The 21,739-nt window shown below is 47.1% G+C and carries 29 protein-coding genes, 1 tRNA gene and 1 pseudogene; 26 read left to right on the top strand and 5 right to left on the bottom strand.

Annotated elements, in window-relative coordinates; genetic code table 11:
* Positions 1 to 7: 7 nt before the first annotated feature.
* The gene (locus ACOYW1_RS00395) at positions 8 to 1,570 is read right to left on the bottom strand and encodes a rhomboid family intramembrane serine protease (RefSeq protein WP_482421235.1); all 1,563 of its coding nucleotides are present in this window, start codon (positions 1,568 to 1,570) and stop codon (positions 8 to 10) included.
* Positions 1,571 to 1,832: 262 nt separating this feature from the next.
* Positions 1,833 to 1,908: transfer RNA gene (locus ACOYW1_RS00390), tRNA-Thr, on the bottom strand.
* Between the two features lie 317 nt (positions 1,909 to 2,225).
* Between ACOYW1_RS00390 and rnhA the strand changes: the two genes are divergently transcribed.
* Complete coding sequence (gene rnhA, locus ACOYW1_RS00385) at positions 2,226 to 2,939, top strand: ribonuclease HI (protein WP_482423877.1); 714 nt, start codon at positions 2,226 to 2,228, stop codon at positions 2,937 to 2,939.
* A gap of 214 nt (positions 2,940 to 3,153) precedes the next feature.
* On the opposite strand, the gene ACOYW1_RS00380 is transcribed toward rnhA, so the two are convergent.
* Positions 3,154 to 3,984: a lysophospholipase gene (locus tag ACOYW1_RS00380; RefSeq protein WP_482421234.1), complete on the bottom strand. Its 831-nt coding sequence runs from the start codon at positions 3,982 to 3,984 to the stop codon at positions 3,154 to 3,156.
* Between the two features lie 398 nt (positions 3,985 to 4,382).
* On the opposite strand from ACOYW1_RS00380, the gene ACOYW1_RS00375 reads away from it, so the two are divergent.
* The gene (locus ACOYW1_RS00375) at positions 4,383 to 4,889 is read left to right on the top strand and encodes a hypothetical protein (RefSeq protein ID WP_482421233.1); all 507 of its coding nucleotides are present in this window, start codon (positions 4,383 to 4,385) and stop codon (positions 4,887 to 4,889) included.
* 419 nt (positions 4,890 to 5,308) lie between these two features.
* Here ACOYW1_RS00375 and ACOYW1_RS00370 read toward each other — a convergent pair whose 3' ends face one another.
* Positions 5,309 to 5,506 (bottom strand): HNH endonuclease, encoded by a 198-nt coding sequence (locus ACOYW1_RS00370; protein ID WP_482423876.1) that lies wholly within the window; start codon positions 5,504 to 5,506, stop codon positions 5,309 to 5,311.
* Positions 5,507 to 7,079: 1,573 nt separating this feature from the next.
* On the opposite strand from ACOYW1_RS00370, the gene ACOYW1_RS00365 reads away from it, so the two are divergent.
* The 24 genes and pseudogenes from ACOYW1_RS00365 (at position 7,080) to ACOYW1_RS00250 (ending at position 19,654) form a co-directional block, all read left to right on the top strand.
* A complete protein-coding gene (locus ACOYW1_RS00365) occupies positions 7,080 to 7,640 on the top strand; it encodes a DNA-directed RNA polymerase subunit alpha C-terminal domain-containing protein (protein WP_482421232.1) in 561 nt (186 codons plus the stop codon).
* A 149-nt stretch (positions 7,641 to 7,789) separates the two neighbouring features.
* Positions 7,790 to 8,581 (top strand): hypothetical protein, encoded by a 792-nt coding sequence (locus ACOYW1_RS00360; protein WP_482421231.1) that lies wholly within the window; start codon positions 7,790 to 7,792, stop codon positions 8,579 to 8,581.
* Positions 8,569 to 8,877 (top strand): hypothetical protein, encoded by a 309-nt coding sequence (locus ACOYW1_RS00355; RefSeq protein ID WP_482421230.1) that lies wholly within the window; start codon positions 8,569 to 8,571, stop codon positions 8,875 to 8,877. Before ACOYW1_RS00360 ends, ACOYW1_RS00355 begins: the two co-directional genes overlap by 13 nt.
* Before the next feature lie 250 nt (positions 8,878 to 9,127).
* A complete protein-coding gene (locus ACOYW1_RS00350) occupies positions 9,128 to 9,910 on the top strand; it encodes a phosphoadenosine phosphosulfate reductase domain-containing protein (protein ID WP_482421229.1) in 783 nt (260 codons plus the stop codon).
* Positions 9,879 to 10,208 (top strand): phosphoadenosine phosphosulfate reductase domain-containing protein, encoded by a 330-nt coding sequence (locus ACOYW1_RS00345; protein ID WP_482421228.1) that lies wholly within the window; start codon positions 9,879 to 9,881, stop codon positions 10,206 to 10,208. The genes ACOYW1_RS00350 and ACOYW1_RS00345 overlap by 32 nt, the downstream gene beginning before the upstream one ends.
* A complete protein-coding gene (locus ACOYW1_RS00340) occupies positions 10,126 to 10,725 on the top strand; it encodes a hypothetical protein (protein WP_482423887.1) in 600 nt (199 codons plus the stop codon). Before ACOYW1_RS00345 ends, ACOYW1_RS00340 begins: the two co-directional genes overlap by 83 nt.
* Before the next feature lie 144 nt (positions 10,726 to 10,869).
* Positions 10,870 to 11,331 (top strand): DUF4007 family protein, encoded by a 462-nt coding sequence (locus tag ACOYW1_RS00335; RefSeq protein WP_482423875.1) that lies wholly within the window; start codon positions 10,870 to 10,872, stop codon positions 11,329 to 11,331.
* 16 nt (positions 11,332 to 11,347) lie between these two features.
* Positions 11,348 to 11,647, top strand: a complete 300-nt coding sequence (locus ACOYW1_RS00330; RefSeq protein WP_482421227.1) for a hypothetical protein — start codon at positions 11,348 to 11,350, stop codon at positions 11,645 to 11,647.
* Positions 11,634 to 12,068: a hypothetical protein gene (locus ACOYW1_RS00325; protein ID WP_482421226.1), complete on the top strand. Its 435-nt coding sequence runs from the start codon at positions 11,634 to 11,636 to the stop codon at positions 12,066 to 12,068. The genes ACOYW1_RS00330 and ACOYW1_RS00325 overlap by 14 nt, the downstream gene beginning before the upstream one ends.
* A gap of 43 nt (positions 12,069 to 12,111) precedes the next feature.
* Positions 12,112 to 12,237: a hypothetical protein gene (locus ACOYW1_RS00320; RefSeq protein WP_482421225.1), complete on the top strand. Its 126-nt coding sequence runs from the start codon at positions 12,112 to 12,114 to the stop codon at positions 12,235 to 12,237.
* Between the two features lie 10 nt (positions 12,238 to 12,247).
* Positions 12,248 to 12,697 carry a hypothetical protein gene (locus tag ACOYW1_RS00315; RefSeq protein WP_482421224.1) on the top strand — a complete coding sequence of 150 codons (450 nt, stop codon included), beginning with the start codon at positions 12,248 to 12,250 and terminating at the stop codon, positions 12,695 to 12,697.
* A complete protein-coding gene (locus ACOYW1_RS00310; protein WP_482421223.1) occupies positions 12,685 to 12,909 on the top strand; it encodes a hypothetical protein in 225 nt (74 codons plus the stop codon). Before ACOYW1_RS00315 ends, ACOYW1_RS00310 begins: the two co-directional genes overlap by 13 nt.
* Entirely contained in the window at positions 12,902 to 13,258 is a 357-nt protein-coding gene (locus tag ACOYW1_RS00305; protein ID WP_482421222.1) for a hypothetical protein, read from the top strand. The genes ACOYW1_RS00310 and ACOYW1_RS00305 overlap by 8 nt, the downstream gene beginning before the upstream one ends.
* A 50-nt stretch (positions 13,259 to 13,308) precedes the next feature.
* Positions 13,309 to 13,902: a hypothetical protein gene (locus ACOYW1_RS00300; protein ID WP_482421221.1), complete on the top strand. Its 594-nt coding sequence runs from the start codon at positions 13,309 to 13,311 to the stop codon at positions 13,900 to 13,902.
* Between the two features lie 100 nt (positions 13,903 to 14,002).
* Positions 14,003 to 14,371, top strand: a complete 369-nt coding sequence (locus ACOYW1_RS00295; RefSeq protein WP_482421220.1) for a hypothetical protein — start codon at positions 14,003 to 14,005, stop codon at positions 14,369 to 14,371.
* Positions 14,364 to 14,768, top strand: coding sequence for a hypothetical protein (locus ACOYW1_RS00290; RefSeq protein ID WP_482421219.1), 405 nt, complete (start codon positions 14,364 to 14,366; stop codon positions 14,766 to 14,768). The genes ACOYW1_RS00295 and ACOYW1_RS00290 overlap by 8 nt, the downstream gene beginning before the upstream one ends.
* A 2-nt stretch (positions 14,769 to 14,770) precedes the next feature.
* Positions 14,771 to 15,802, top strand: coding sequence for a hypothetical protein (locus ACOYW1_RS00285; protein WP_482421218.1), 1,032 nt, complete (start codon positions 14,771 to 14,773; stop codon positions 15,800 to 15,802).
* A gap of 109 nt (positions 15,803 to 15,911) precedes the next feature.
* Positions 15,912 to 16,301: a hypothetical protein gene (locus ACOYW1_RS00280; RefSeq protein WP_482421217.1), complete on the top strand. Its 390-nt coding sequence runs from the start codon at positions 15,912 to 15,914 to the stop codon at positions 16,299 to 16,301.
* 365 nt (positions 16,302 to 16,666) lie between these two features.
* On the top strand, positions 16,667 to 16,975 hold the full coding sequence (locus ACOYW1_RS00275) for a hypothetical protein (protein WP_482421216.1): 309 nt from the start codon (positions 16,667 to 16,669) through the stop codon (positions 16,973 to 16,975).
* An 83-nt stretch (positions 16,976 to 17,058) separates the two neighbouring features.
* Positions 17,059 to 17,241, top strand: coding sequence for a hypothetical protein (locus ACOYW1_RS00270; RefSeq protein WP_482421215.1), 183 nt, complete (start codon positions 17,059 to 17,061; stop codon positions 17,239 to 17,241).
* Positions 17,242 to 17,727: 486 nt separating this feature from the next.
* Entirely contained in the window at positions 17,728 to 18,054 is a 327-nt protein-coding gene (locus ACOYW1_RS00265) for a hypothetical protein (RefSeq protein WP_482421214.1), read from the top strand.
* Positions 18,055 to 18,220: 166 nt separating this feature from the next.
* Positions 18,221 to 18,853 carry an anti-phage BREX system Lon protease BrxL gene (locus ACOYW1_RS00260; protein WP_482421213.1) on the top strand — a complete coding sequence of 211 codons (633 nt, stop codon included), beginning with the start codon at positions 18,221 to 18,223 and terminating at the stop codon, positions 18,851 to 18,853.
* Positions 18,787 to 19,406, top strand: a pseudogene (locus ACOYW1_RS00255) (BREX system Lon protease-like protein BrxL). Before ACOYW1_RS00260 ends, ACOYW1_RS00255 begins: the two are co-directional and overlap by 67 nt.
* 11 nt (positions 19,407 to 19,417) lie before the next feature.
* The gene (locus ACOYW1_RS00250; protein ID WP_482421212.1) at positions 19,418 to 19,654 is read left to right on the top strand and encodes a BREX system Lon protease-like protein BrxL; all 237 of its coding nucleotides are present in this window, start codon (positions 19,418 to 19,420) and stop codon (positions 19,652 to 19,654) included.
* A gap of 246 nt (positions 19,655 to 19,900) precedes the next feature.
* Here ACOYW1_RS00250 and ACOYW1_RS00245 read toward each other — a convergent pair whose 3' ends face one another.
* Complete coding sequence (locus ACOYW1_RS00245) at positions 19,901 to 20,257, bottom strand: hypothetical protein (protein WP_482421211.1); 357 nt, start codon at positions 20,255 to 20,257, stop codon at positions 19,901 to 19,903.
* Positions 20,258 to 21,739 lie beyond the last annotated feature (1,482 nt).

Genomic DNA, 21,739 nt, shown 5'->3' with positions numbered 1-21,739 from the left:
TGGAAAGTTAAAGCCTGCCTCCGGCGGCGGGGTGAGCCACCTCGAAAGCAGATTGCCCTGGTGGTTTGTGCAAGCTCGCCCACAGGCTTCGAGCTATCCTTACGTCACCGCTCCCCATGGTTCGCTGAACCAGGGCGGCTTCGGCGGAGTCGGGAAACTGCTCCCGGAGCACGGCAAGGAAACGTCTGCAATGTGCATCGTCCCCCTTTTGCTTGAAGTGGGTGGCGTGCCGCAGGAGGGCATCGGGAAGACCCGCAAGGTTCGGGGCTTTGCGGGTAAGCATCATGAGAAACCGATCGCATGGCTTCCACCGTGACCGGGGAAAAACCCGGCAAGGGCGGGGTAGAAGGGAGGGAGGAAGACCACGGACAAAGCGTTCCACGTAATCGTCATAGGTACTGAGCACGGCCTCGGGCAGGGCGTTGTGACGGAGCATGGCCGTGAGCACCGCCACGGCCGTCTGATGGTAAGCAGGGTCGTTGGGGGTATTCCGGGCAAGGGTGTAGAGCTGTTCCAGGGCCTTGGGATGCCCGGGTTCCAGGGCGAGCACCGACTCCAGGGCCGTTTTCGCACCGGCCACATCAAGCTGTGCCATGCAGGCCAGTGTCTCGTCCATCAACACGGAGACCCGGTCCTCTTCCGGTTCCGTGTCAAACACCTCCTTGACCTGCCCCTTGAGCACATGGGTAAAGAAAAGGGCGCACAGTCCCCCGGAAATCAGCCCGCCGATGTGGGCCATATACGCCACATGAGACACACCTCCGAAGACCAGTTGCCCCACCTCGCAGGCCACCCACACGGGAAACAGAAGCCAGGCATGGGCCCACACCGTGTTGAAATAAAATCCCAGAGAATAGAAGACCCGGATTTTGCGCCTGCCGAACAGAAGGGAGAACGCCCCCATGAGCCCGGCGATGGCCCCGGAGGCCCCCACCAGGGGCGTGGTGCTCGTGCTGTACACCAGCCCGAAAAGAACGGCTGAACAGACGCCCGTCACCACGTACCCGATGCCGTAGGCCAGGCTTCCGATGCCCAGCTCCAGGGCGCACCCCACCAGCCACAGAAAAATCATGTTGCCCACAAGATGGGCCAGGCCTCCGTGGAGAAACATACAGGTTACCCAGGTCAGGGCCCTGGGCTTGTCCGGGATCAGGCCCCACCGTCGGGAGGTCATCTTGTTCAGGCAGTCTTCATAAATGTCCCTGTTCAGGCGCCAGCGCCTGTAGCCGTCCATACCCGGGGAGATCACCCGGTTAGCTGTAAGCTCCCGCTGGAACGCCTCATCCTTCACCATCTGGCTGTAGCATTCTGGAAACGCCTGGGACTCCGGGTCCACGGCATGTCGGCATGGCCCACTCTCCCCTTCGTCGCCCCCCAGGTATTCGCGGTAGGCTGTCACCTCGGTCTGGTAAAGCCCCGACGCCTCGTAGTGCGCCATGGCGGCGTTATACGCGTCCTGGTCGGCCTGGTTGGTAAAAAAAAAGACCGCGCAGTTCAGCACGATCAGTGAGATGGTGACCACCGGCAGGTTTTTGAGGGTCAGCTTTCCGGTCAGTGGAACGACGAGCATGGGTGCCTCCGGGCGACAGCGCAGATGAGGGTAAATACCGGATCAACGGGCAAACGGGTCTGGGCACTACGGGCCGGAGGGACAAGGGCGGCAGGACAAAGGGACGTCCGGGGCGATTTCTTTTCCCAAACCGGCGGAAAAAGCTTACAATGTGATATCGTTCAAAACAAGGGCTGTCAACCAGCGGGGCGGGCGTTTTCCACCACAAAAAAAGCCCGATGATCCTCTGTCGGGATCTTCGGGCTTGGGATGTTTCGTGGTGTGGAGCCAATGCGCGGATTCGAACCGCGGGCCTGCTCATTACGAGTGAGCTGCTCTGCCAACTGAGCTACATTGGCTCGACGGGCCCAAAATAGGCGAAAACCAGTGAAGCCGTCAAGAGGAATTCCGCATCCGCTAAAAACCAGCCCTGAGGGAAGGCCAAAACACAGCCCTGAGGGAACTGTTCTTCGAAATCCGCGATTCGCCTCAAAAACACGCACCATATTTCTGGACTTCTGGGTTCAAGGGGGATAAAAGGAAAAGGCGCTCTTCTCGGAGCAATCTTCTTCCTCGGCAGAGATCCCTGCCAGACGCGGCCGTACCGGCCATTGAATTCTAAAAAAACCCACCGTCGCCTGTTTCGTTGCGACGAAAGGATTATCACGTGGCATCAATGAAATTTTATGCCGTCGCAGTAGGCCGTGTGCCCGGCATTTACACCAATTGGCCAGACGCTCAATCCCAGGTTTCGGGGTTTGAAGGGGCCATGTATAAAAGCTTCACAACCCGGGAAGAGGCCGAAAGCTGGTGCAAGAAACCCTCCTACAACACCGTGGTGCGCAAGCGCTGCAAGCCCAAGGAGGCCCCCGTTAAAAAAACGGTGGCACCGCGGCCCAAAGGCGACGGAAAAACCCTGCATATTTACAGTGACGGCGGCGCCATCGGCAACCCCGGCCCCGGGGGCTACGGCGTGGTGATCGTGGACGGCAAAAAACGCACGGAACTCCAGGGCGGCTACGGCTACACCACCAACAACCGCATGGAGCTCATGGGCTGCATCAAGGCCCTGGAACACATCGGTTCCACCAAGCGTCCCCTGGTCATCACCACCGACTCCTCCTATGTGGTCAACGGCATCTCCAAGGGCTGGGCCGAAGGCTGGCGCAAGAGGGGCTGGAAAAAGTCCGACGGCAAGCCCGCCGTCAACACCGACCTCTGGGCCAAGCTTCTCGACCTCTGCGCTCCCCTTGCCGTCCGTTTCCAGTGGGTCAAGGGCCATGCCGGCCACCCGGAAAACGAACGCTGCGACACCCTTGCCAACACCACCGCCAGAAACGGCAAAAACCTCGAACTGGATGTGGGCTACGTGTTCAAGGTGAGCCTGTAGACGCCATTGGGGCATTACCCTGTTCCCCTTTTGTTTCATCATCAAAAAAAGGCCCTCCCGGATTCGCATCCAGAGGGCCTTTTTCGATTCCCTCGGCTGCAAGGGAAATCAGATTCGCGCTGCATTTTTATCAACAGAAAATCAACACACCGGACAAACCGATCGCGGCCATCTTATGGGTTTTCCCCGACCGTTTTTTCATCACATATCCGGGTTAGCCAAGGCGCGCCCAGATCCACTCGGTAATGTCCGCCACCACCTCGTCTCGTCCGGTCTCGTTTAAAATCTCATGGAAAAAACCGGGGTACATCTTGAGGGTCTTGTCCTGTGAAGCGATGTGGTCCGCCATGTAGCGGGAGGCTTCCGGTGTGACAATCTGGTCATCGTCGCCGTGGAGAATCATGCAGGGGTAGGCGTACTCCGGAAGTTTCTCCGTCAACCACCCGGCGCCGTTGATGAACACCTCTCCCAGGAGTTTCTGGCAGGTCTCCTTGAGTACCAGGGGATCTTCGTCGTAGGCCGTCACCACGGCCTTGTCCCGGCAGATGAGTTCGGACAGGGCGTTGGGAACCTTCACCCGGGGCTCCTTCTCAAAATCAACATCCTTGAAGGCCTCAAACAATGGCAGCTGGATCACCGCCGCCCCGGAGAGCACCTGGCCCTTGAGCTTGCCCGGGTATTTCACCCCATAGCCCGCCGTGATGAACCCGCCCATGCTGTGCCCCAGCATAAACACCGGAAGCCCCGGGTTTTCCTCTCTGGCTTTTTCAACAAGCAGATCCGCATCGTCGATGAACGACTGAAAATTGTCCAGGTAGCCCCGCTCGCCCCCGGAGCGCCCGTGGCCCTGGTTGTCGAACCGGTACACCGAACATCCCGCCTCATTGAGCTCGCTGGTCACCAGGTCGTACCGGCCCAGGTGCTCTGCCAGGCCATGGACGATGACCACCACGGCCCTGGCGGCTTCAATCCGATTAACGGCCACAAACAAATCCACACCCGGGGTGCTGGACGGTATCGTTGTTTCGACGGTATCACTTGGCATATGGCGAGCTCCTTCGGTTTGAGATGGTAATCACGGCCCCGTCACCCGGGCCCCTTATGTTCCTACTCCTTTTTTGAGAAAAGTCAAACACCCCCGCCCGGACGTTACTGGGAACCTTCCGCACAGGTCTCCTATTTTTCACGGCATTGCCTGGCTTTGCCGCACACATTTTTTCCTCCCCGGGACGGCTTGCCTTTTTTCAGAAAAAAACCCCCTGGTGTGGGGTATGTCACACGCCGAAGGGCTTGACAGTACTTCTTTTCCGGTAAGGCAACATCTGCCTTGACACAGGTTCCCTTTCACGGGTATCTGTTCCCTTCCAGGGGCCTTCCGTCCCCGGACATGCTGTTGATTCCCCCGCGTAACGGGGCTTATTCATAACCAACGTAAGGAAAAACATGTTTATCCTCAAAACTCTGCTTAAAGTGATTGTCGTCCTGCCCCTTGTTGCCGTGGCAAGCTTCAAGGCCACAGCCATCATCCTCGCCCAGGTATCCTACTCTGCAAGCCAGAACGTGTGGATTCCCATCCTTGTCTCGGTCATCGCCTCCCTTGCCTACCTGATCTGGGACGGCAAACGGGAAAAAGACCGTTTCACAAATCACGTCACCTCACTGAACATCACCCCCGAATACGTGGCAAGCTACGGCGAAAACGGCATTGCCATCGACAGAACCAGCGGTAAAATCTTCGCCGGAAGAATCGGCAAAGGCAAGGTCCTTGCGTTCAGCGACGTCTCAAGCATCGAATGGGAAGATTATGCCATGGGAAACCACATGAAGTACCTCATCCACCTCAACACCAAAGACTTCGACACCCCCAGGGTCACCGTCGGGTTTTCGAGCAACAGGACGAGACGGGAAGAGGCTTACGCCAAAGTGCGGGCGGCGTTGAATATAAGTTAAGGATGAAAGGCTAAAGGCTGAGGGCTGAGGGCTGAGGGCTGAGGCGGGCGTACACCGGCAAGGCCAGCTTGCATACCCTGTTTTTTATCAGCGGAGTCAAAGGCTGCCGGTGGCCTTCTTCCCCACGCCCGCAGCCCGCCACAAAGAGCACCCATGGAGCGCCGCACTCCCGTGCGGCATTCATGGGCCGGAGCGGCCCCAAAATCGCAAAGGCGGCTCTCCATTCCCATCCCCCACATTCTTATCTAAAATAATCTGTTTACCTCCCACCATTCCCTGTTCACGACCCTACCTCATAAACACGCTACTCCGGTGCTTTGCCAGATTCTCTTCCCCAGGTGAATACATGGGATTCTTCGGTTCCACGATGGGTTGATGTTCTAAATCAAGCAAGTTGGCCGCAGAGTTTCCCGCCGCCCTCATGTGGCTGGAGCCGCTTCGAATTTGGTCTGATTCCTGTCAATCCCAAGCATTCCCTCGTCAAAGGCCCAGTGGCAGAGTTTGCACAGGGAAAGGCCGTTGGTAAGTTTGTTGTTGCGGGTCTCGGCAAAGGGAACGATATGGGCGGCATCCACCACATGGTGCTCCTCCGGGGTTCTCACCCTTATTTTGCACATGGCGCACCGGTGATCGTATTCTGGAAGAAGGCTGCCGAAACCCTCGGTCCCTGACAATTCGCGTCACCTTCACTTCCTTGATTTCATCAGGGGTAAGGGTCCCTTCGTCCAACAGGTAATGTGTGTATTTTGCAGAAAGCCTGTTGATTCTGAGGACTCACCCTGAACCAGGGCACGAATGTCCGGAGCAAAGTAATGGTTCACAACGCTATGTCTCAACGCTTCCCGAGTCTGAGCCCCCTGCAGCAGAACATAGAGATTATCATCAAGGCAGGCATGGCTGTAGCAACGCTGAATATCTTCGTTTTTCCCATCTGCACCCTCTCCCTATTAGCATTATTGGGATACAGATTCCACTTAAGCCTGTTGTCCTAAAATCGAGAGTAAACGCACTCTCTTTGCCTGGACCTGTTTCCCTGAGCAAAATTTCGAAGGCTAAAGAGAGCAGTTAGGGTGAATTTGTTTTAGCCATGATGGTTACCTTCAAAATTTGGACATATCACAACTGGTGGCAAGCAGACTGTTACCGTAGCGAGGAATTAGAATATCATCCCAGAGGCAATAGTGACAATAAATCGAGATTACAGAGGCTTAAGCTTTTTCGGCTCTCCGTCATGGTTGCTGAGCGTGTGAATCCGCGTGGACAAGAATTCTCTCGTAAAATACGGCTTTTGTCGACTGTGATGGCCGTAAGCATTGCATACTTGACGAAACCTTCAATTTTATAGATCAATTCTTGATGATACAGAAAGTACACAGAAATTCTATTCTTACCTTTGCTGAGAATCGGGATTGCGCCGCAAAGACAACCAAGAACCAAAAAAAAATGACATTATGATAATTACAATAGCCACGAAGAGGGAACATGAAAGTCCATAAAACGTGATTGGTAAAATGGGAATAATAAGCTATATTTATGATAGATTTAAATCTTAAGACTAAAATTAAAACACAGCCCCGTCTATCATCATTATAATTACTTTCGTTTTTTATTGACCATTACAAGGAGAGGTGATTATATTGCCCCAAATCTAAGGAAGAATACAAACTAATGAAATCAGACTTAGTAAAAAATCATAATAGAATTACCGAAGATGATATTCCATCTGGGAAAGATACCCACGATAATTTTATTCGATTTGTTAAGAGTGAAAAACTTTCTGTCCGGGCGACCAATATTCTTTTGCAAAACTGCTTTTCGTTAAGGACTTCTCCTCTCTTTCAGAAGAAAAGCTACTGAATTTTCCGAATTGCGGAAGAAAGACAGTTCAGGAAATATTGACCTTTCTTACTGCACACTATTCTGGAGGTATGCCCAAGTCCTCACCATCGCCAGAAGAACTGTTATCTACTACACCCAAGCATGACACTATTGAGTTGCTGCCCCTCTTTTCTAATAGGAGGTTGAACAACTTTTCTGTTGACCAGCTCCACTCAGATTTCCAGGGTAATTTAAAAAATAAAGACATAGCCCTCTCTGCTTGCACAACAAACATCCTTAAAGACTTACAATTAGAGACAATTGGTGAAATAATGCTTACTCCACAGACAGATCTCTTGGAGCAGCCAAACTTTGAACCAAAATCCCCATTTTTTTGCGGAATTGCAGGATGTAGTTTACGAGTTATGTACTTTTGGGAATCAGCAAAAACAACTATCATTTCCGCCTACTGAATATTCTATTTCTATTCTACCACTGTTCTCTTCTCAAAGATTTAGATGCATAGCTATCGAGGATTTTCACCCGGAATTCCGTACCTCTACAAAACTATCTGATTTAATAGTTTCTCAGCGTACATTAAACGCTTTGAATGATTTAGGCTTACTGACAATCGGAGAGGTTATGCTTACTCCGGGTGGCGACCTATTGCAAATCAAAAACTTTGGCCGCAAAAGCCTAAATGAATTGAGAGAAATTGTCCGATTAGTCTGCCTCAGTGATAGCCAAGAGAGAGATCATGAAATTATTGATTACTCAAGCTATGATTCAATGGTTGAGTCTTTCATAAACCAATGCGAAAAAAATGAACGAAATCAAGAGCTCTTCAAGCAAAGATTTTGCTTTACTGAAGGTAAAGTCCCAACATTAGAAGAGCTCGGTCAACAATTCGGAATCACAAGGGAGCGGGGCTAGGCAGATTCTAAAAAAAGGATTTCATAAATTACGCATAAAGGCAAACCTGGATAGGCTACATTCTTTTTGGCAACAGAAAGATAATCTTGTAGTGCACGGTGGTGGCCTGATAAAGTTAAAAACATTATCTTCACTTTTGCAGACTCATTATGATTCGCCAACAGCACCTTTCCCCAGCCTTAAGCCAATTTCTTCTTCTCGAGAATCCAGATGCGGTCGTAAAAATCATGACCTGTCAAATCCTGTCTCCTTGTCAGAGTTGTAGCTTGCCAAGGGAGCAGTTACAGAAGCTTGACTTTGAAACAACTGAATCTTTCCATATCCAAGTTTTAGCATCCAAATTGAGTGATTATTGTCAACACAAATGCCCTGTAGGCAAGCCTGTTACTACTTTTTTCCCTGCCTTTATTGAGCATTTAGTGGAAAACAGCGATAGACCCTTAATGATTCATGATGAAGTGGTGCTTCCCTTAGAGCTGTGGAAGAAAAAGTATAGTGATAACCTTGAAGAGGTGGCCTGCCAGGTTTTGGAAAGCAATGGAACGCCCATGCACTTTCGAGCGATTGCTAACAGTATCCGGCAATCGAATGAAAACTTCAAGAATCTTTCCGATCACAATGCTCACGCAGCCATTCTCCGCTACGACTCAATTGAAATCATTAATCGTGGCACTTATGGCCTGAAGCTATGGGGGTTAGGCGGCTACCGCTCTGTTTCCACAGCCATTGAGCTGTTGATTGACGAAACAGGGCTACCTCAAAAAAAAGACCGTATCATTAGTGCCTTGCGTGGAGAATTTTCAGAACAAAACATCACTGCTGCCCTGGGTTTTAAGACAAGATTTAAGGGTATTGGCGGAGGTTTTTATGACCGACCACAAAATTGGCGGACAAGCGCCAAAGTCTTATCAAATTATTGCCAGAACCGGTGGATGATTTAGCCAATTACATTGTAAGCCGTAATAATACCTCTTACAAGTTGGTTATGGCCTTTATTTTCATCCGCAGCATGGATGATGATGGTTCCATCTACCTATCCAAGCTCAAGGATATGTTTTACAATTTTTACCGTACCCGCCACAAGAAAGGTCTGGTGGTTGAACTTAATTCTTCTGTGGTGAGCCATATCCTAGAGTTACCCCTGCTGATATCAAAAATAGAGCAACAAGAAAGCCGTTGGATAGTTTTTTACATACCAATTTTTTTCAAGCCTACTCTCAAAATGGAGCAAAACTAAAATTGGCTGACAACCTGCTTGCGCTCTTACGAAACGGTCCAACGCGAGACAACTTGCTCGTCACAATTCTTAAGGCCATTGACGATTATTTTTTAAAGATTACTCCAGCCATAGATTCTCACTTGGCATCGCCATCCCCCCCAACTGGAAAGCCGCTTCGAGAATTAGAACAGGACGAGCCAGGAGTGGAACCAAAGCAGCGCCCTCGCTCTATTGCAATCAAAAAAAGGAAACGGGGAATGATCAAATTATGAGTAAACCAACAGGAAAAAGGGCCTATTGGTGCGACTCCTGCCATGTTCCCCTGCTTAAACCAAAATGTTTAGCCTGTGGTGCTCAAGGCCGGGATCTCTGCGCTGCTACTTTGGTACCGGTGTTTCGACCGGAGATTCAGTTTCTCAAAAAGCTGGTGGCCAAAAAGATACATCCACTGCTCAAAGAAGGTGAGGTGTGGGTAGTTCATGCTAAGCATGCCTATTATATTCAAGGTATTTTAATCTTTAAGTTAGCAGTCAATACTGAGAAGGTTACCATGACCCCTGAGGCTCTTAGCTTAAAACCGCTGGCGAGGACCAAAAAGCAGTGGATGGACACTTTCCAGAAAGCAAACAAAAAATATATCGAAAATTTGCAATATGAGGCTGAAAATTTTATCCGCCAAACAGTGAACAATTATGGCAACAAAACAACGCTTATCTCTTTTTCCGGAGGCAAGGATTCGACGGTTGCCTCTCATTTGGTGATGAACGGATTAGGTCGTAGTGATGTACTTCATATTTTTGCCGACACTACCATCGAATTTCCTGACACCTACCAATATATCAAAGATTTTCAGCAACACCATCCCCTTACGCCTCTCATTAAAAGCACGTCAAAGCTTGATTTCTTTCAGACAGCAGAAACTATTGGCCCTCCCAGCCGCATCCTTCGTTGGTGCTGTACCACCCATAAGACCAACCCCTTGGCAAAACTTATTGACTCTATGAGTCCAAGAGCAAGGTGTGTTGACCTTCGATGGAGTGAGACGCGCTGAATCAACCAGACGATCAAAATACACGCGTATATCCAGTCAAAATAAAATTGCAAGAGAAGTACTTGTTAGCCCTATTCTTCATTGGACTGATATAGAAGTATGGGCCTACCTCCTCTTTCACGAGTTGCCCTTTAACAGTGCCTATAAAAAAGGATTTCGGCGGGTGGGGTGCCTTTATTGTCCCTACAATACGTTGTTGATCTTGGTCGCAAAAAATGATGAGTTTTCGTTACCCGCTAAAAGACAAAAAATGGCGGACCTTTCTCCAAAATCAGGCCGAACGCATGCAACATCCTAACCCTGAAATATTCACTGATCAAGGCTGGAGGGCGCGAGCAGGAGGCCGGGGTCTGGATCATTATAAATCTACCCTGGAATCTCAACCCTGTAAGCTCTCAAATGATGCCGTAATGTACCAGCTTTTCAGCGGTGATATCCACCTCGTGCGTAATTTTCTGCGCCCGTTTGGTCCTCAGTCCAGAGTGAGTAGTGACGACTATGGCGAGACATTTTTCATCCATGATAAAAAAACGCATGAGATTCTGGCCAGTGTAGAAGTCGGCTATGTGGACCAGGCCATCCGAGTCAACTATCTGATCAAAAAATATCGGCGGCTTTTCCAGCAACGAGTTGAAAAGCAGCTTAAAAAATTACAGACCTGCATTTTTTGTGGAGCCTGCGGAGCCAAATGTAAGGTTAAGGCCCTTAAGTCAGAGGGTGGTTTTGAAGTAGACGATACAAAATGCAATAGCTGCTTATCCTGTGTTAAACATTTATGTCCAATCCTCGATTCTTTAACAAAAAGAGGAAAATAATTAGTATGGCAAAATTCGAATTTGGTTTTGAAGAGGCATGGTTACGACTTATTCTAAAAAATTTACCTGATAATCCTGACCTTTTTCTTCCTAAGGCCGTCGAGAAGGCACAGTCCATTTTAAGGGTAGGTAAGCTTAAGGTTGGTGCTGCCCGTACCTGGGCCCAAGTATTCCGGAATCTACAAAAAGAAAGGGGGCGTTCAGCTCACTCCTTTAGGCCAAATCATTGCCAAGCACGATCCTAACCTTGAAGAGGATGGCATCTGGTGGCTTCTGCACTATAACCTATCCAAAACCAGTAGTCCGGCCTGGTTTTATTCTTTTTATTGCAACGAATTCACTAAAAACTGCTTCAGCCGGAATGATTTCGAGAAAGCACTGCGTGCACATTGGGATGCGAACCATGAAAAGCCCATGACCGATAGTGTGTTTCACAAGCTGATCTTCTCGCCATTTAAACAAGTGTTCGAAGGAACACGACTTGGAGCTGATTTTGGCTTTTGGCTAGTCGATGACAACGGTAATTATCAGCGCAAAACAGAAAATGCACCACCTCTCCCCAAGGCCATTCTCGCCTACGCCCTTTTAGACTGGGCCGTAGAATAAACGCCAATCGGTTCATTTGGAAAAACTGCTTGAAGCCGGTAATGTGGGACGCATTTTCATGCTTGTAAGGGAGGATATTGACAGCCTGTTAGTTGATATTGGGGAATACTACCAGAAACAGGTAGTATGGATCAGCCATACCGCAGGCCTAAATTCATCTATGGACTGTACGCCTCTGCCCATGGTGAGTGCTTATTATAATAAGTTGGACGGTGAGGAACCCATGGATGCACTTGCCATGGGAAAAAAGAAGTCGAGAAGATTCTCGGCCAATAAACCCAGCTTTTTCTTAGGTGATCATTATGGCTATTTATGATGAACTGTTAGAACGATACTATCGTTACCGGGAACATCGGTACAAGGTGCTGATTATCATCAAAGGCCCGCAGGACACCTTATTTCCCAGTTCTTTGGTGGAAGAATTTGCAGGGAGTACCGACGCGCAGGTGATCAATTTCGAAAAAAAGTATAAGGGCAGGCTGAATGAGTTCTTTATCTGGCAGGATATTCGCGACCAGCTTTATAAAATGGCAAATACACAGGTAACCATTGCTACCGATTTAGAGCCAATATATGCCAAGTGGCCCGACAACGAGAGGATCGCTTTTCTGAAAAATATCCTATTGAGTGAGCCTAAACACCCATTTGTTTTGCTACTGAATTGTCAAGAGGATTTGAGCGTCCTGAAAGAGATCGATAAAAGCAACAGAGGCCTTATTTGGGCACCATCAAAGTAGGAAAATTTGAGATATCCGTCTAATTCATGAGTGGAGAGCAGGCATGACAATCCAAAATTTAAGTGACTTTATCCATATATCGCCTGGTTTTAAGGCGGCTGTAAACTTGCAAAATGACCGTGACAACCTTGAAAAAGTTGGTGGCTTTATTCCAACTGAGGAGTTCTAAGGAAATTATTTTGGATTTAGCAAAGAAGCTTCATCCTACCAGTGACCTACGCTCACGGATCATCATGGGTACCTATGGTACAGGAAAAAGTCATTTGGCACTTGTTCTGCTCAATTTGTATGTCCGCGACTTAGAGACTAAACAGCTTCAGAAAGTCATAGAGAAACTGGATACAGATACAAAGGATGTCTTAACCGAGTTTCGCCAGTTGGTCCCGGAAAAGTTTCTTGTCGTAAATCTTTATGGAGATGCCGGAAACATTGCAGATGGCCTGATGATGGGTTTGCGACAGGCACTTGAATCAGAAGGCTTAGACTATCTCTTACCAACCTCTGCCTTTGATGCAGCTTTGGCAAGAATTCAAATGGTAGAAGCGAACTTTCCCGCAAGTTTCACCAAACTTAAAGATGAGCTTGCGAACAACCCTATTGAGCAGAACCATTATAGATGGAAGAGTTGAAAAACAAGTTGTCCCAAAACTTTATATCTCAAAAAGAGGGCATTGATGTGTTCAGATCCATTCATCCTGTGTTTTCTGCTGGCAGCCAGTTTGAGTTCACCACCATGCTGTCACCAAACGAGTTTTATACCTCAGTGGTCAAGGAACTGAAAGCGAAACATGGGTTTGCCGGTATTGTCGTTTTTGGGATGAGTTTGGGCATGAATGGGTGAGGTTGTTAAGGACCCAACTGGCAAGGAGGGCTTGGTTTTACAAGAATTTGCAGAATGTTGTAATAATAGTGGAGACAATCAGATCCATTTTTACCTATTCTGTCATAGATCACTAAAGGAATATCATGATATCTCCATGAATACCATGGGAGAGAACAATCATCAACTTGAAGATGATTTGCGTAAAATAGAAGGCCGTTTTAAGCAATACATAATGAAGAGCACTGATGTTGAAACGTTCCAGCTTATTGACGAGACTGTAGCCGATGAGTCTGCCATTGGCTGGGATCGATTGAAAACCGAACATGATGCCTACTTTGACTCACTAGTCAGGAAACTTCTCGCTTAAAATATTTCACTGGCTTTACTCGAGACGAACTCAGAAAGCAGCGAGTGGTTTTGGGAACTTACCCTTTGCATCCGATGTCAGTGTATAGCTTACCTGCAATCTCTGAAAAGGTCGCACAGAATAATAGAACCTTATTTACTTGCCTTTGTGAAGATGAGCCCGGAAGTTTTAAACGCTACTTAGCCAAGGCGGTATATGATTCTGAAGCAACTTGTCCGCCCATGTTTACTGTGGATGGTTTATGGGATTACTTTGCTAATGATGTCAGACAACAAGAACGGACATGTTCAATTTATCGAGATTTTGAATATCTTAAAGCGCGGATAGATAGCAATGACGAGTTGGGTTTAAGAATTTTAAAAGCTGTGTCTGTTTTTCGTGTTACAAATCCGACCAGAATTAGAGTGACAGACGAAATCCTTGCTTATTCTCTGGATATTCCGCAGGAGAAAAAGCAGGCTTTTGTAAATGAGCTGGCCCGCCACTCTGATTTGCAAAATGAGAATCATATTTTGTTGAAGCTGTCTTCGGATGGTTCCTATCGGCCAGCGGTGAGCAGTTCCACTGAATCTCTCATGAAGAAAGTTGGCAAACTGTTGAATGACACCCCAAAAATTAAGGCCAAGCCCAGTTCAGTACCTTAAATCCTTATGGGTAAGGTTACCAGTTGGTGAGAGCTATGAAGCAACAAGCTACGGTGACGAGTACGGAGTAGTACGACAGTTGATGATTGAGCCAATCAGCATGAGCCAGCTCAAGGAAAATCTTCATATTTTAACCAAAAACCTCGGGACAGGGACATTTCAGGATGGAATCCTTTTGGTGGTTCTTTGTGCAAATAGAAGTGAAATAGAAGAAGCTAAAAGTATTGCCGCTACAGAGCTTGCTGTCCAGAAATATAATCAGGTGGTGCTGGCTGTCCCCAAAGAACCGGTGCAGATCTTTAACCTACTGAGAGAGCATCAGGCCCTTTCGTATTTGAAGACTAACGAGGCAAGTCTTTATGCTGAAGGTGGAGAGCTCACGAGGAGTGGCGTGTTTGGGATGAAGATAAATCTACCCAACTTACTGATACGGTGGGAGATTATCTTCTCCAGAAATGCAAATGCTTGATTATTTTTGGAAAGGCCAGTTGCAAAAAGTATTAAACACAAGACAGATCAAAAAATTAACCACTAATGTAATGTATGAGGTGTTTCCAGATTGCCCTAATATTCACGAGCCCAAGTTGACCTTAGATGATTTTGTTGGAAATTGGGGTTACAGGAAAGACTGCCGTGATATCATAATTAAACTGGCAGCCAAAGGGGCGGCAGAAAATCTTTGGAATGAGACAGCGACCGCCCCAAGCATATCATCACCCAACTTTTTAAAAGCAATGGTCTGCTACGGAAAAACCAGGCTGGGGAATATATTATTGAAAAGCCAGACGACATGGCATTTAGGGGGGCAAGCAAGACTTGGGAGTGTATTGAAAAATATATCGAAAAAGCTCGTAGTCACCCGGTAAAGATGGATAATGTTGTTCGGGCATTACGAAAACCGCCATTCGGAGTGAAATGCCGAGCCATGCCTCTGTTCTTTGCAGCCGTAGCTCATAATGAGTTGGCTTTTGGCAATATATCATTTGAGTTCCTTCGTAATGCTAACCATATAGAAAAGATAACCGTTATTGAAAACGATACATTGGAAAAGGTTTTCACTTCGCCGGAAAAATACAAGTTGGTATATGTGAATGTTAGTTCCAATCAAAAAGCCCTGACTAACGGCATGGCCAAGCTATTTAATGTTGAACTTAGCCCAGCTGATCCACCCCTTGAGAGAGTAAAGAAAGTCGGAAATATGGTTGGGGCCTGGTATCGTGCCTTGCCTAAACATGCTCAATTAACAGAAGAAATTTCTGATGAAGCGGCCATTTTACGCGAATATATGTTTCGGCCTCTTGCAGAGCTTGAACCAGATATTCAGCAAATTTACCTGAAAGATGCCTTTGAGTATGTTTTTGATACGGATAAAAAAGTTCAACAAAAACGGGTTGAAGATGTAGTCGGCCCAATAATAAAAGAATTTGAAAATTTATTTGATACGTTAAAAACACGAGTTATTTCTGTGTATAGCGATGTCTTTGGTTGTGACTCTAAACCAGGCATAGGTTTAGCGACCTGGTTCAGAGGGCTTTCTGAGGAAAAGAGAATTTATGTCTATGGCGGTGATATGGCTCGTTTAGTTAATACTTGCCGTGAGAGTGATGACATCAACGACGTCGTCTTGCTGGACATTGCAGAGAAGTTGACAGGACTCGCCTTCTCCTCCTGGGGGGATGATATGGTGGTAAAATTTGCTGCAAAACTCGAATCTGCAAAGAGTTTCATTGATTCCTTTGAACCACAACCACGTGTCGATCCAGTCAAAGGAGACGAGTCTGATCCTGTCCCAACTCCGCTACCAGGTCAAGGATCCCTCAGTATGTTTTTGAACGGCAAAAATATCGGTGAGGACCTTTACAATCATGGACTCTCTCTCGACAAATGGTGGTGTCCTTGAAAACATGCTGAATTCTACCCTGGAGCAGTTAGGAAAAGGTATCAATGGCCAAAAAAGTAGCAATTATCTATCGTGTTGTCGGCAAGCATATTTTCGGAGCATAAGGCCTATGATTGAAATTATCTGCGACCAATATGAACTTTGCCAAGTAACTGAAAAGGATCGTCTTGTAACTGAAGCTGATCAATTTGAGGATGAGCTTTCCACGATTAAGGTACATTCTGAGTCTGGAGATGACTTACGGGTTATCGTCCGTAATCAAGTTCTTTTCAAGTATTTCGATTCCGCTCTTAAATACGGAGCAATAAAGCAAGTTCTTGATCCAGTTGCAATGCTCGCTGGGATACTGCAGCAAGCCGTGATACCTAAGTATATAACGGCTCATCCTCAATGGGTTGTGGAGATGGATTTGCTTGGCAAAGCAAAAGAACAACCCAGCAACGGAGAAACAATTGAAAATTGGTTAAAGAGGGTTCTTCTGGGAGAAGATTTGGGTTAGCCACGTCCCTGATACTCAAGATGGACTTTCGGCTTTATTTGAATACTTCACAGGCCGTGATGAAAAAGAGCTACACCCCCTTGAAAAGCTCCTTGTACACGAGCACTTGAAAACTTGGCATCACCAGCGCTCTTGTCAAATAGAGCTTTTAACATGGTTGTTGGAGAACCCATTTCAAAGAGCTAAGTTCGTCATTTGGGAACAGCAATTATCTTTGTATCCTGACAACAAGATTTCGGACTGGTTACAGCAGGATGAAATTTGGTTTGAATTATCCAAATTTCCTAATCGTACTCAGCTCCCACACCTCGTTTCCTCTCTTCAAATTCCGGAAAAAATTGCTGTCTTTTGCCAGAAATTTTCTATTGGAAAAATGGGAAATTTCACCCGAAGAAGCTATCCTGTTTATTTCAGGAAAACTGGATTTCGAGGCAAATTTTCTTCAGGAGCAGCTCCGCCAACAGCTGCAGGCCGGGATAACGATAAGCACTTCGGTTTACGATCGTATAGTGTCTTTAAATATCCCTGAAGTCATCTCTTTGGCCAAGCAACTCATCCTCGCTGATGCTCCTTCTTTTATATCGGATAAAAGCAGTGTGTCAGAAGTTCAAAGTTGGATGGAAAATGAATATCTTTCCATATTACGACTCTTTGTTCGCTGCTTGGAAAATTAGATGCAACAGAACCATATTTAAATAATTTTGAAGACTGGCTCCAGCAGCATTACAAAAAAGAGATGCTGTTTAATGGAGAGGGAATGGCATACCGACAAATTTCCCAACTAAAAGGATGCAGTATTGATGAACCGATTCTCATGGTCGTTTTTGACGGTCTTGACTACCTCTGCGCCTGTGAAGTGGTATTGCCAATAATGCAAAAAAACAACCCTTATCCATTAACAGAGCCAGTTCCCTTTTTCTTTTTTGCCTTCACAGACTGAAGTTGCTAAGCCAGTCCTGGTGGCAGGGAAAATGAAGTCGCAAATTCCAGATGAAAAACCGAATGCTGTCTTTTACAAAGATTTATTGCAAGGCTTTCTGGGATTAGCGGGAAATGATCGTGCAAGCTAAAACAGATAATGATGGTTCTCTTCTTGAGCTCATTCAGGAGCCTGCCAAGATCTATTTATATTTGGACAATCAGCTCGACCGAGAATATTTACACTCCAACCTTCGGCAATTCTCAAGAAAATACAAATATCACGAGTATGTCAATCGTCAAGCAAATCAGATTGTTCAATGTCTAAAGGATTTCAAAGACCTTTTTACGGAAAGTCTCTCAAGGTTTTGATTTGCAGTGACCATGGCTATACAATTCTTCCTAAGGATGCTGAGGTTATTAAAATCGGTACTGGAAAGCATGGCAAAACTCAATCACTCTCGGGATTAGAGCAGGAGCTTGTTGAGTCTCTGCCTGTAAAACATGTATGGAAGTTGAATCCCGGCTTATGCGGTTTAAAAAAAGAAGTGATTTTACCCGGGGATACTGCTGTTTTAACTGTCGCCCCCATGGCGCTACCCACGGCGGTTGTTCTCCCCAAGAGATGGCTGTCCCCTGGTTTTTATTCAGCAACAAGAAGCCTACAGCTCTTGAACCGCTTATTTTTTCACTTGAGGGGGATATCTTTCGCAAACGTACCGAGAATGATGTTGTACTGAATATATCTAACCCCAACAACTATGCCGTGAAAGTGGTTGAAATAGAACTAACTGGAATAGAGGCCATTATCGAGCCTGCCAATCAAAATTGGTAAAAGTAAAATTCATAAATTATATTTTCATTTCAATGCCTCTACCATAGGCGATAGTAACATCGATTTATCTATTCGCTATCGTGTTTAAGCAGGTCGCGAAGAGCTGATAAGACATTAACAATAAAAAAAGTGCCGACCAAAGGCGCTATGTCAACGGATTTTGACGATGACTTCGATATCTGAGAATGAAATAAATCAGGAATATCTTGACCGGAAGATAGCCAGTTCGTTTCCGGACGTATGTGTACACAAAGGGATAGCATCCAAAGTCGGGCTCTCTGGGCGCACAATTCCAGCATTTGTCTCTGACTGGTTAGTCAGTCGTTATAGCGATGGTTCTGGGAGTATCAACAGTGAAGGTATGCAAAAATTTGTCGCAAAATACCTGCCAGACAAAAAGCAGAAAGAAACTTTGATGTATGATCTGCGTAACGGCACACCGTTGAAAATTCTGGATTCATTCAGCGTAAAGGTTCACCCAACCAAAGGAACCTTACAATTACGAATTCCTTGCCTTGACCTCAATGGGATTGTACTTGATTCCATAGTTGATGCTAATCCTTTGTTGCTAATGGGCAATGTTTGGGGAAGTGGTACTTTAACCTGGATGCCATCTCAGGAGAAGGAAGATAAGTATGATATCGTTATGACGAATTTTAACCCCAGTCCAGCCACGACCTTGACCTTGAATATTTTCTTGCTCAACGAAAAGAATTTGACCTATCAGAGTGGCTGGCATTGCTGGCCCGGACAATGGGCTATGACGAGCGTGAATACTCAACAAGACAGAAACTATTAATTTTATCCCGGCTGCTACTCTTCATGAACCCCGTGTAAATATCATGGAGCTTGCACCCAAGGGGACGGGAAAGTCATACATTTATAGTCAGTTGTCGAGGCACGCATGGCTTGTGAGTGGTGGTGTCGTTACTCGAGCCCAGCTTTTTTACGATATAAGTAGTCAGCAATCTGGTATCATTTCAAATTATAATGCAGTGATATTAGATGAGATTCAAACTATCAAGCTGAGCAATGAAGGAGAAATTGTCGGGGCTCTTAAAGGGTATTTAGAGTCTGGTGAGTATCGTGTCATGGGGTTTCATGGTTCTTCTGACGCGGGTTTTGTTATCTTGGGTAATGTTCCCATTGTTGATGGGCGACCACGAGATGAAAATTGTTTTACCGAATTGCCGAGATGGTTGAGGGGTCATGAAGCAGCAGCTCTTCTTGACCGTTTCCACGCATTGGTTCCTGGCTGGGAGCTTCCCAGAATACAATCAACCTCATTGTGTCAGTCCTTTGCCCTGCGAGCTGATTACTTCGAGGAGTGCTTGTACTTCTCTTTAGAGTAAACCAGGAACATATGACTTTCGTTAAGGACCACACTCAATCATACGGTGACTTGCGTGATACTGAGTCCGTTCAGCGTCTGACCTGCGGCTATCTGAAACTATTATTTCCAAACTTGGAAACTGTTACCCTATCGGAATTTGAGATTTGCCTACAACCCTCCATAGATTACCGATCAAATATCCGTCGACAAATGGCTCTATTAGATCCAGAATTCTCTCCAAAAATTGCCGATATTCAGGTTTGTTGAACGTGGGATCCTGAGTCGCGTCTTGATATTGGACAAAAAACTTTATTGTCAAAAAGTAACTGCAAAATGTTTTGCGAGAGCATTCTATGTCTCTACGTTATTTTAGTTTTCATAATATTATTAAATTGGGATGCGTGGCGCAGATTGGTGACACCAAGAAACCGCTAATCCGATGGTAGAGCCTTTAGAAGTTACCATTTAATTTGGGTGCTTGTTTTTTCGCTGATCACTACACTTTTGCAAACCTCATAGGCCCTTCAGTCTTTCATATAACTTCTGCCTCCACTGTTTTTCATACGCCAGAAGTTGCTCTTGCGTCTCCTTCGTCAGCTTTCCGAACACTTCCTCGGACAGCAAGCCGTTTTTCCGCCACATGGCCACCTTGGCGGTGCTTCGCTTGAAGCTATCAAACATGAGGGATATCTGCTCGTCTTCATCCTGCATAAGTGTCCACAGTTTCTGATAGTATGTGTGATTTTCAACACCTCGCGAATCCACAAGGTCTGCAACCCGTTGCAGCACCTTGTCGCAGGCTGTATTCAAGGTGAGATCTTGCAAATCACGGAGCAGTTTCCAGTCTTTTTCAGCTATATCACTGCTCAAGGGGCATACTCCTTCGTATGTGTTTCGGTTTCTTGGTCGGCAGCTGTTTGACGCCTGATCAGCGGTCAAAGATCCTTATGTGTGGTCGTTCACAATCCTGACGTCAAAGCATCGAGGCTTCAGGCAGCACTGCGTATACCAACCCCATGCAGGCCTAAGCACCGCATCATTCCATATCTCTCAAAACGAATAACAGTTGAATTTTTCAGACAAAAATCTTGACAGGCAAAAAAGATGAAATTATGGTGGGAGACGATAACTAGTTATTATCGACACATGATGCGACCCGACAGGATGCGGCTAACATCCTGCCAGGCCTGACCAAAACAACCTTCCAGAGAGGTCATCATGGCTAAACGGTTTTTTACACCACCCCCCTCTCCTTTTCAAGGCGATTTTTCCTTAATCCCCAGTACACGAATCCCCTTTTACAAACGCTATTGCTGTGCCAAATGGCCCATGCACGCGTGCTTCCCTGATTAACGACCGGGAAGGCGCTTCACCGGGTCTCTGCGCGTGCTCTATCAGCCTTGGTATTCTTAGCGATGCGCCCATTCTCCGCGACTTGTGTTTGACGGAGTCGCGCCTTCCCTTTTCCCTTTCAGGGAACGACATGTTTTCTTTTTTGAGGCATGTCTGGCCCTGAAAAATTTTCCTCTTTCAGTAAGCTGTGAATAAAAACCGTGTTTGGTGTTGCTGTTGGTGCGCTTGGGTGTTGGCCGACAATGAAACCATGCGAATGATGGCGGGGCGTCGAGGAGCGCCATGATTCGGTTTCGGTATGTGGGACGAGATATCAGGTTATAGGTCATAGGGGATAGGGGATAGGGGATAGGGGATAGGAAATCGTGTCCCAAAGGGTTTCGTTTTTGGGGTGGTGTCGGGGAACGCCACGCTTTGGTTCTGGGGAGTGGGACGCGATAAAGGTCATAGGTCATGGGGGATAGATAATCGCGTGCCAAAGGCTTCCGTTTTTGGGGTGTTGCCGGGGAACGCCTCGCATCGGTTTCGGTGCGTGGGACGCACCCTACGGGCCACGGAGCTTCGGGCGTTGGAGGTAGCTTGGGTCTTTGGCATAGGGGGGGGGAATAAGCGGGTCCCAAAGGGTTTCGTTTTTGGGGTGTTGTCGGGGAATGCCACGCATCGGTTCTGGGGAGTGGGACGCGATAAAGGTCATAGGTCATGGGGGATAGATAATCGCGTGCCAAAGGCTTCCGTTTTTGGGGTGTTGCCGGGGAACGCCTCGCATCGGTTTCGGTGCGTGGGACGCACCCTACGGGCCACGGAGCTTCGGGCGTTGGAGGTAGCTTGGGTCTTTGGCATAGGGGGGGGGAATAAGCGGGTCCCAAAGGCTTCCGTTTTTGGGGTGTTGCCGGGGAACGCCACGCATCGGTTTCGGTGCGTGGGACGCACCCTACGGGCCACGGAGCTTCGGGCGTTGGAGGTAGCTTGGGTCTTTGGCATAGGGGGGGGGAATAAGCG

Source organism: Desulfoluna sp. CYM3A (assembly GCF_056829965.1).
This window is presented reverse-complemented; position numbering and strand designations above follow the sequence as displayed.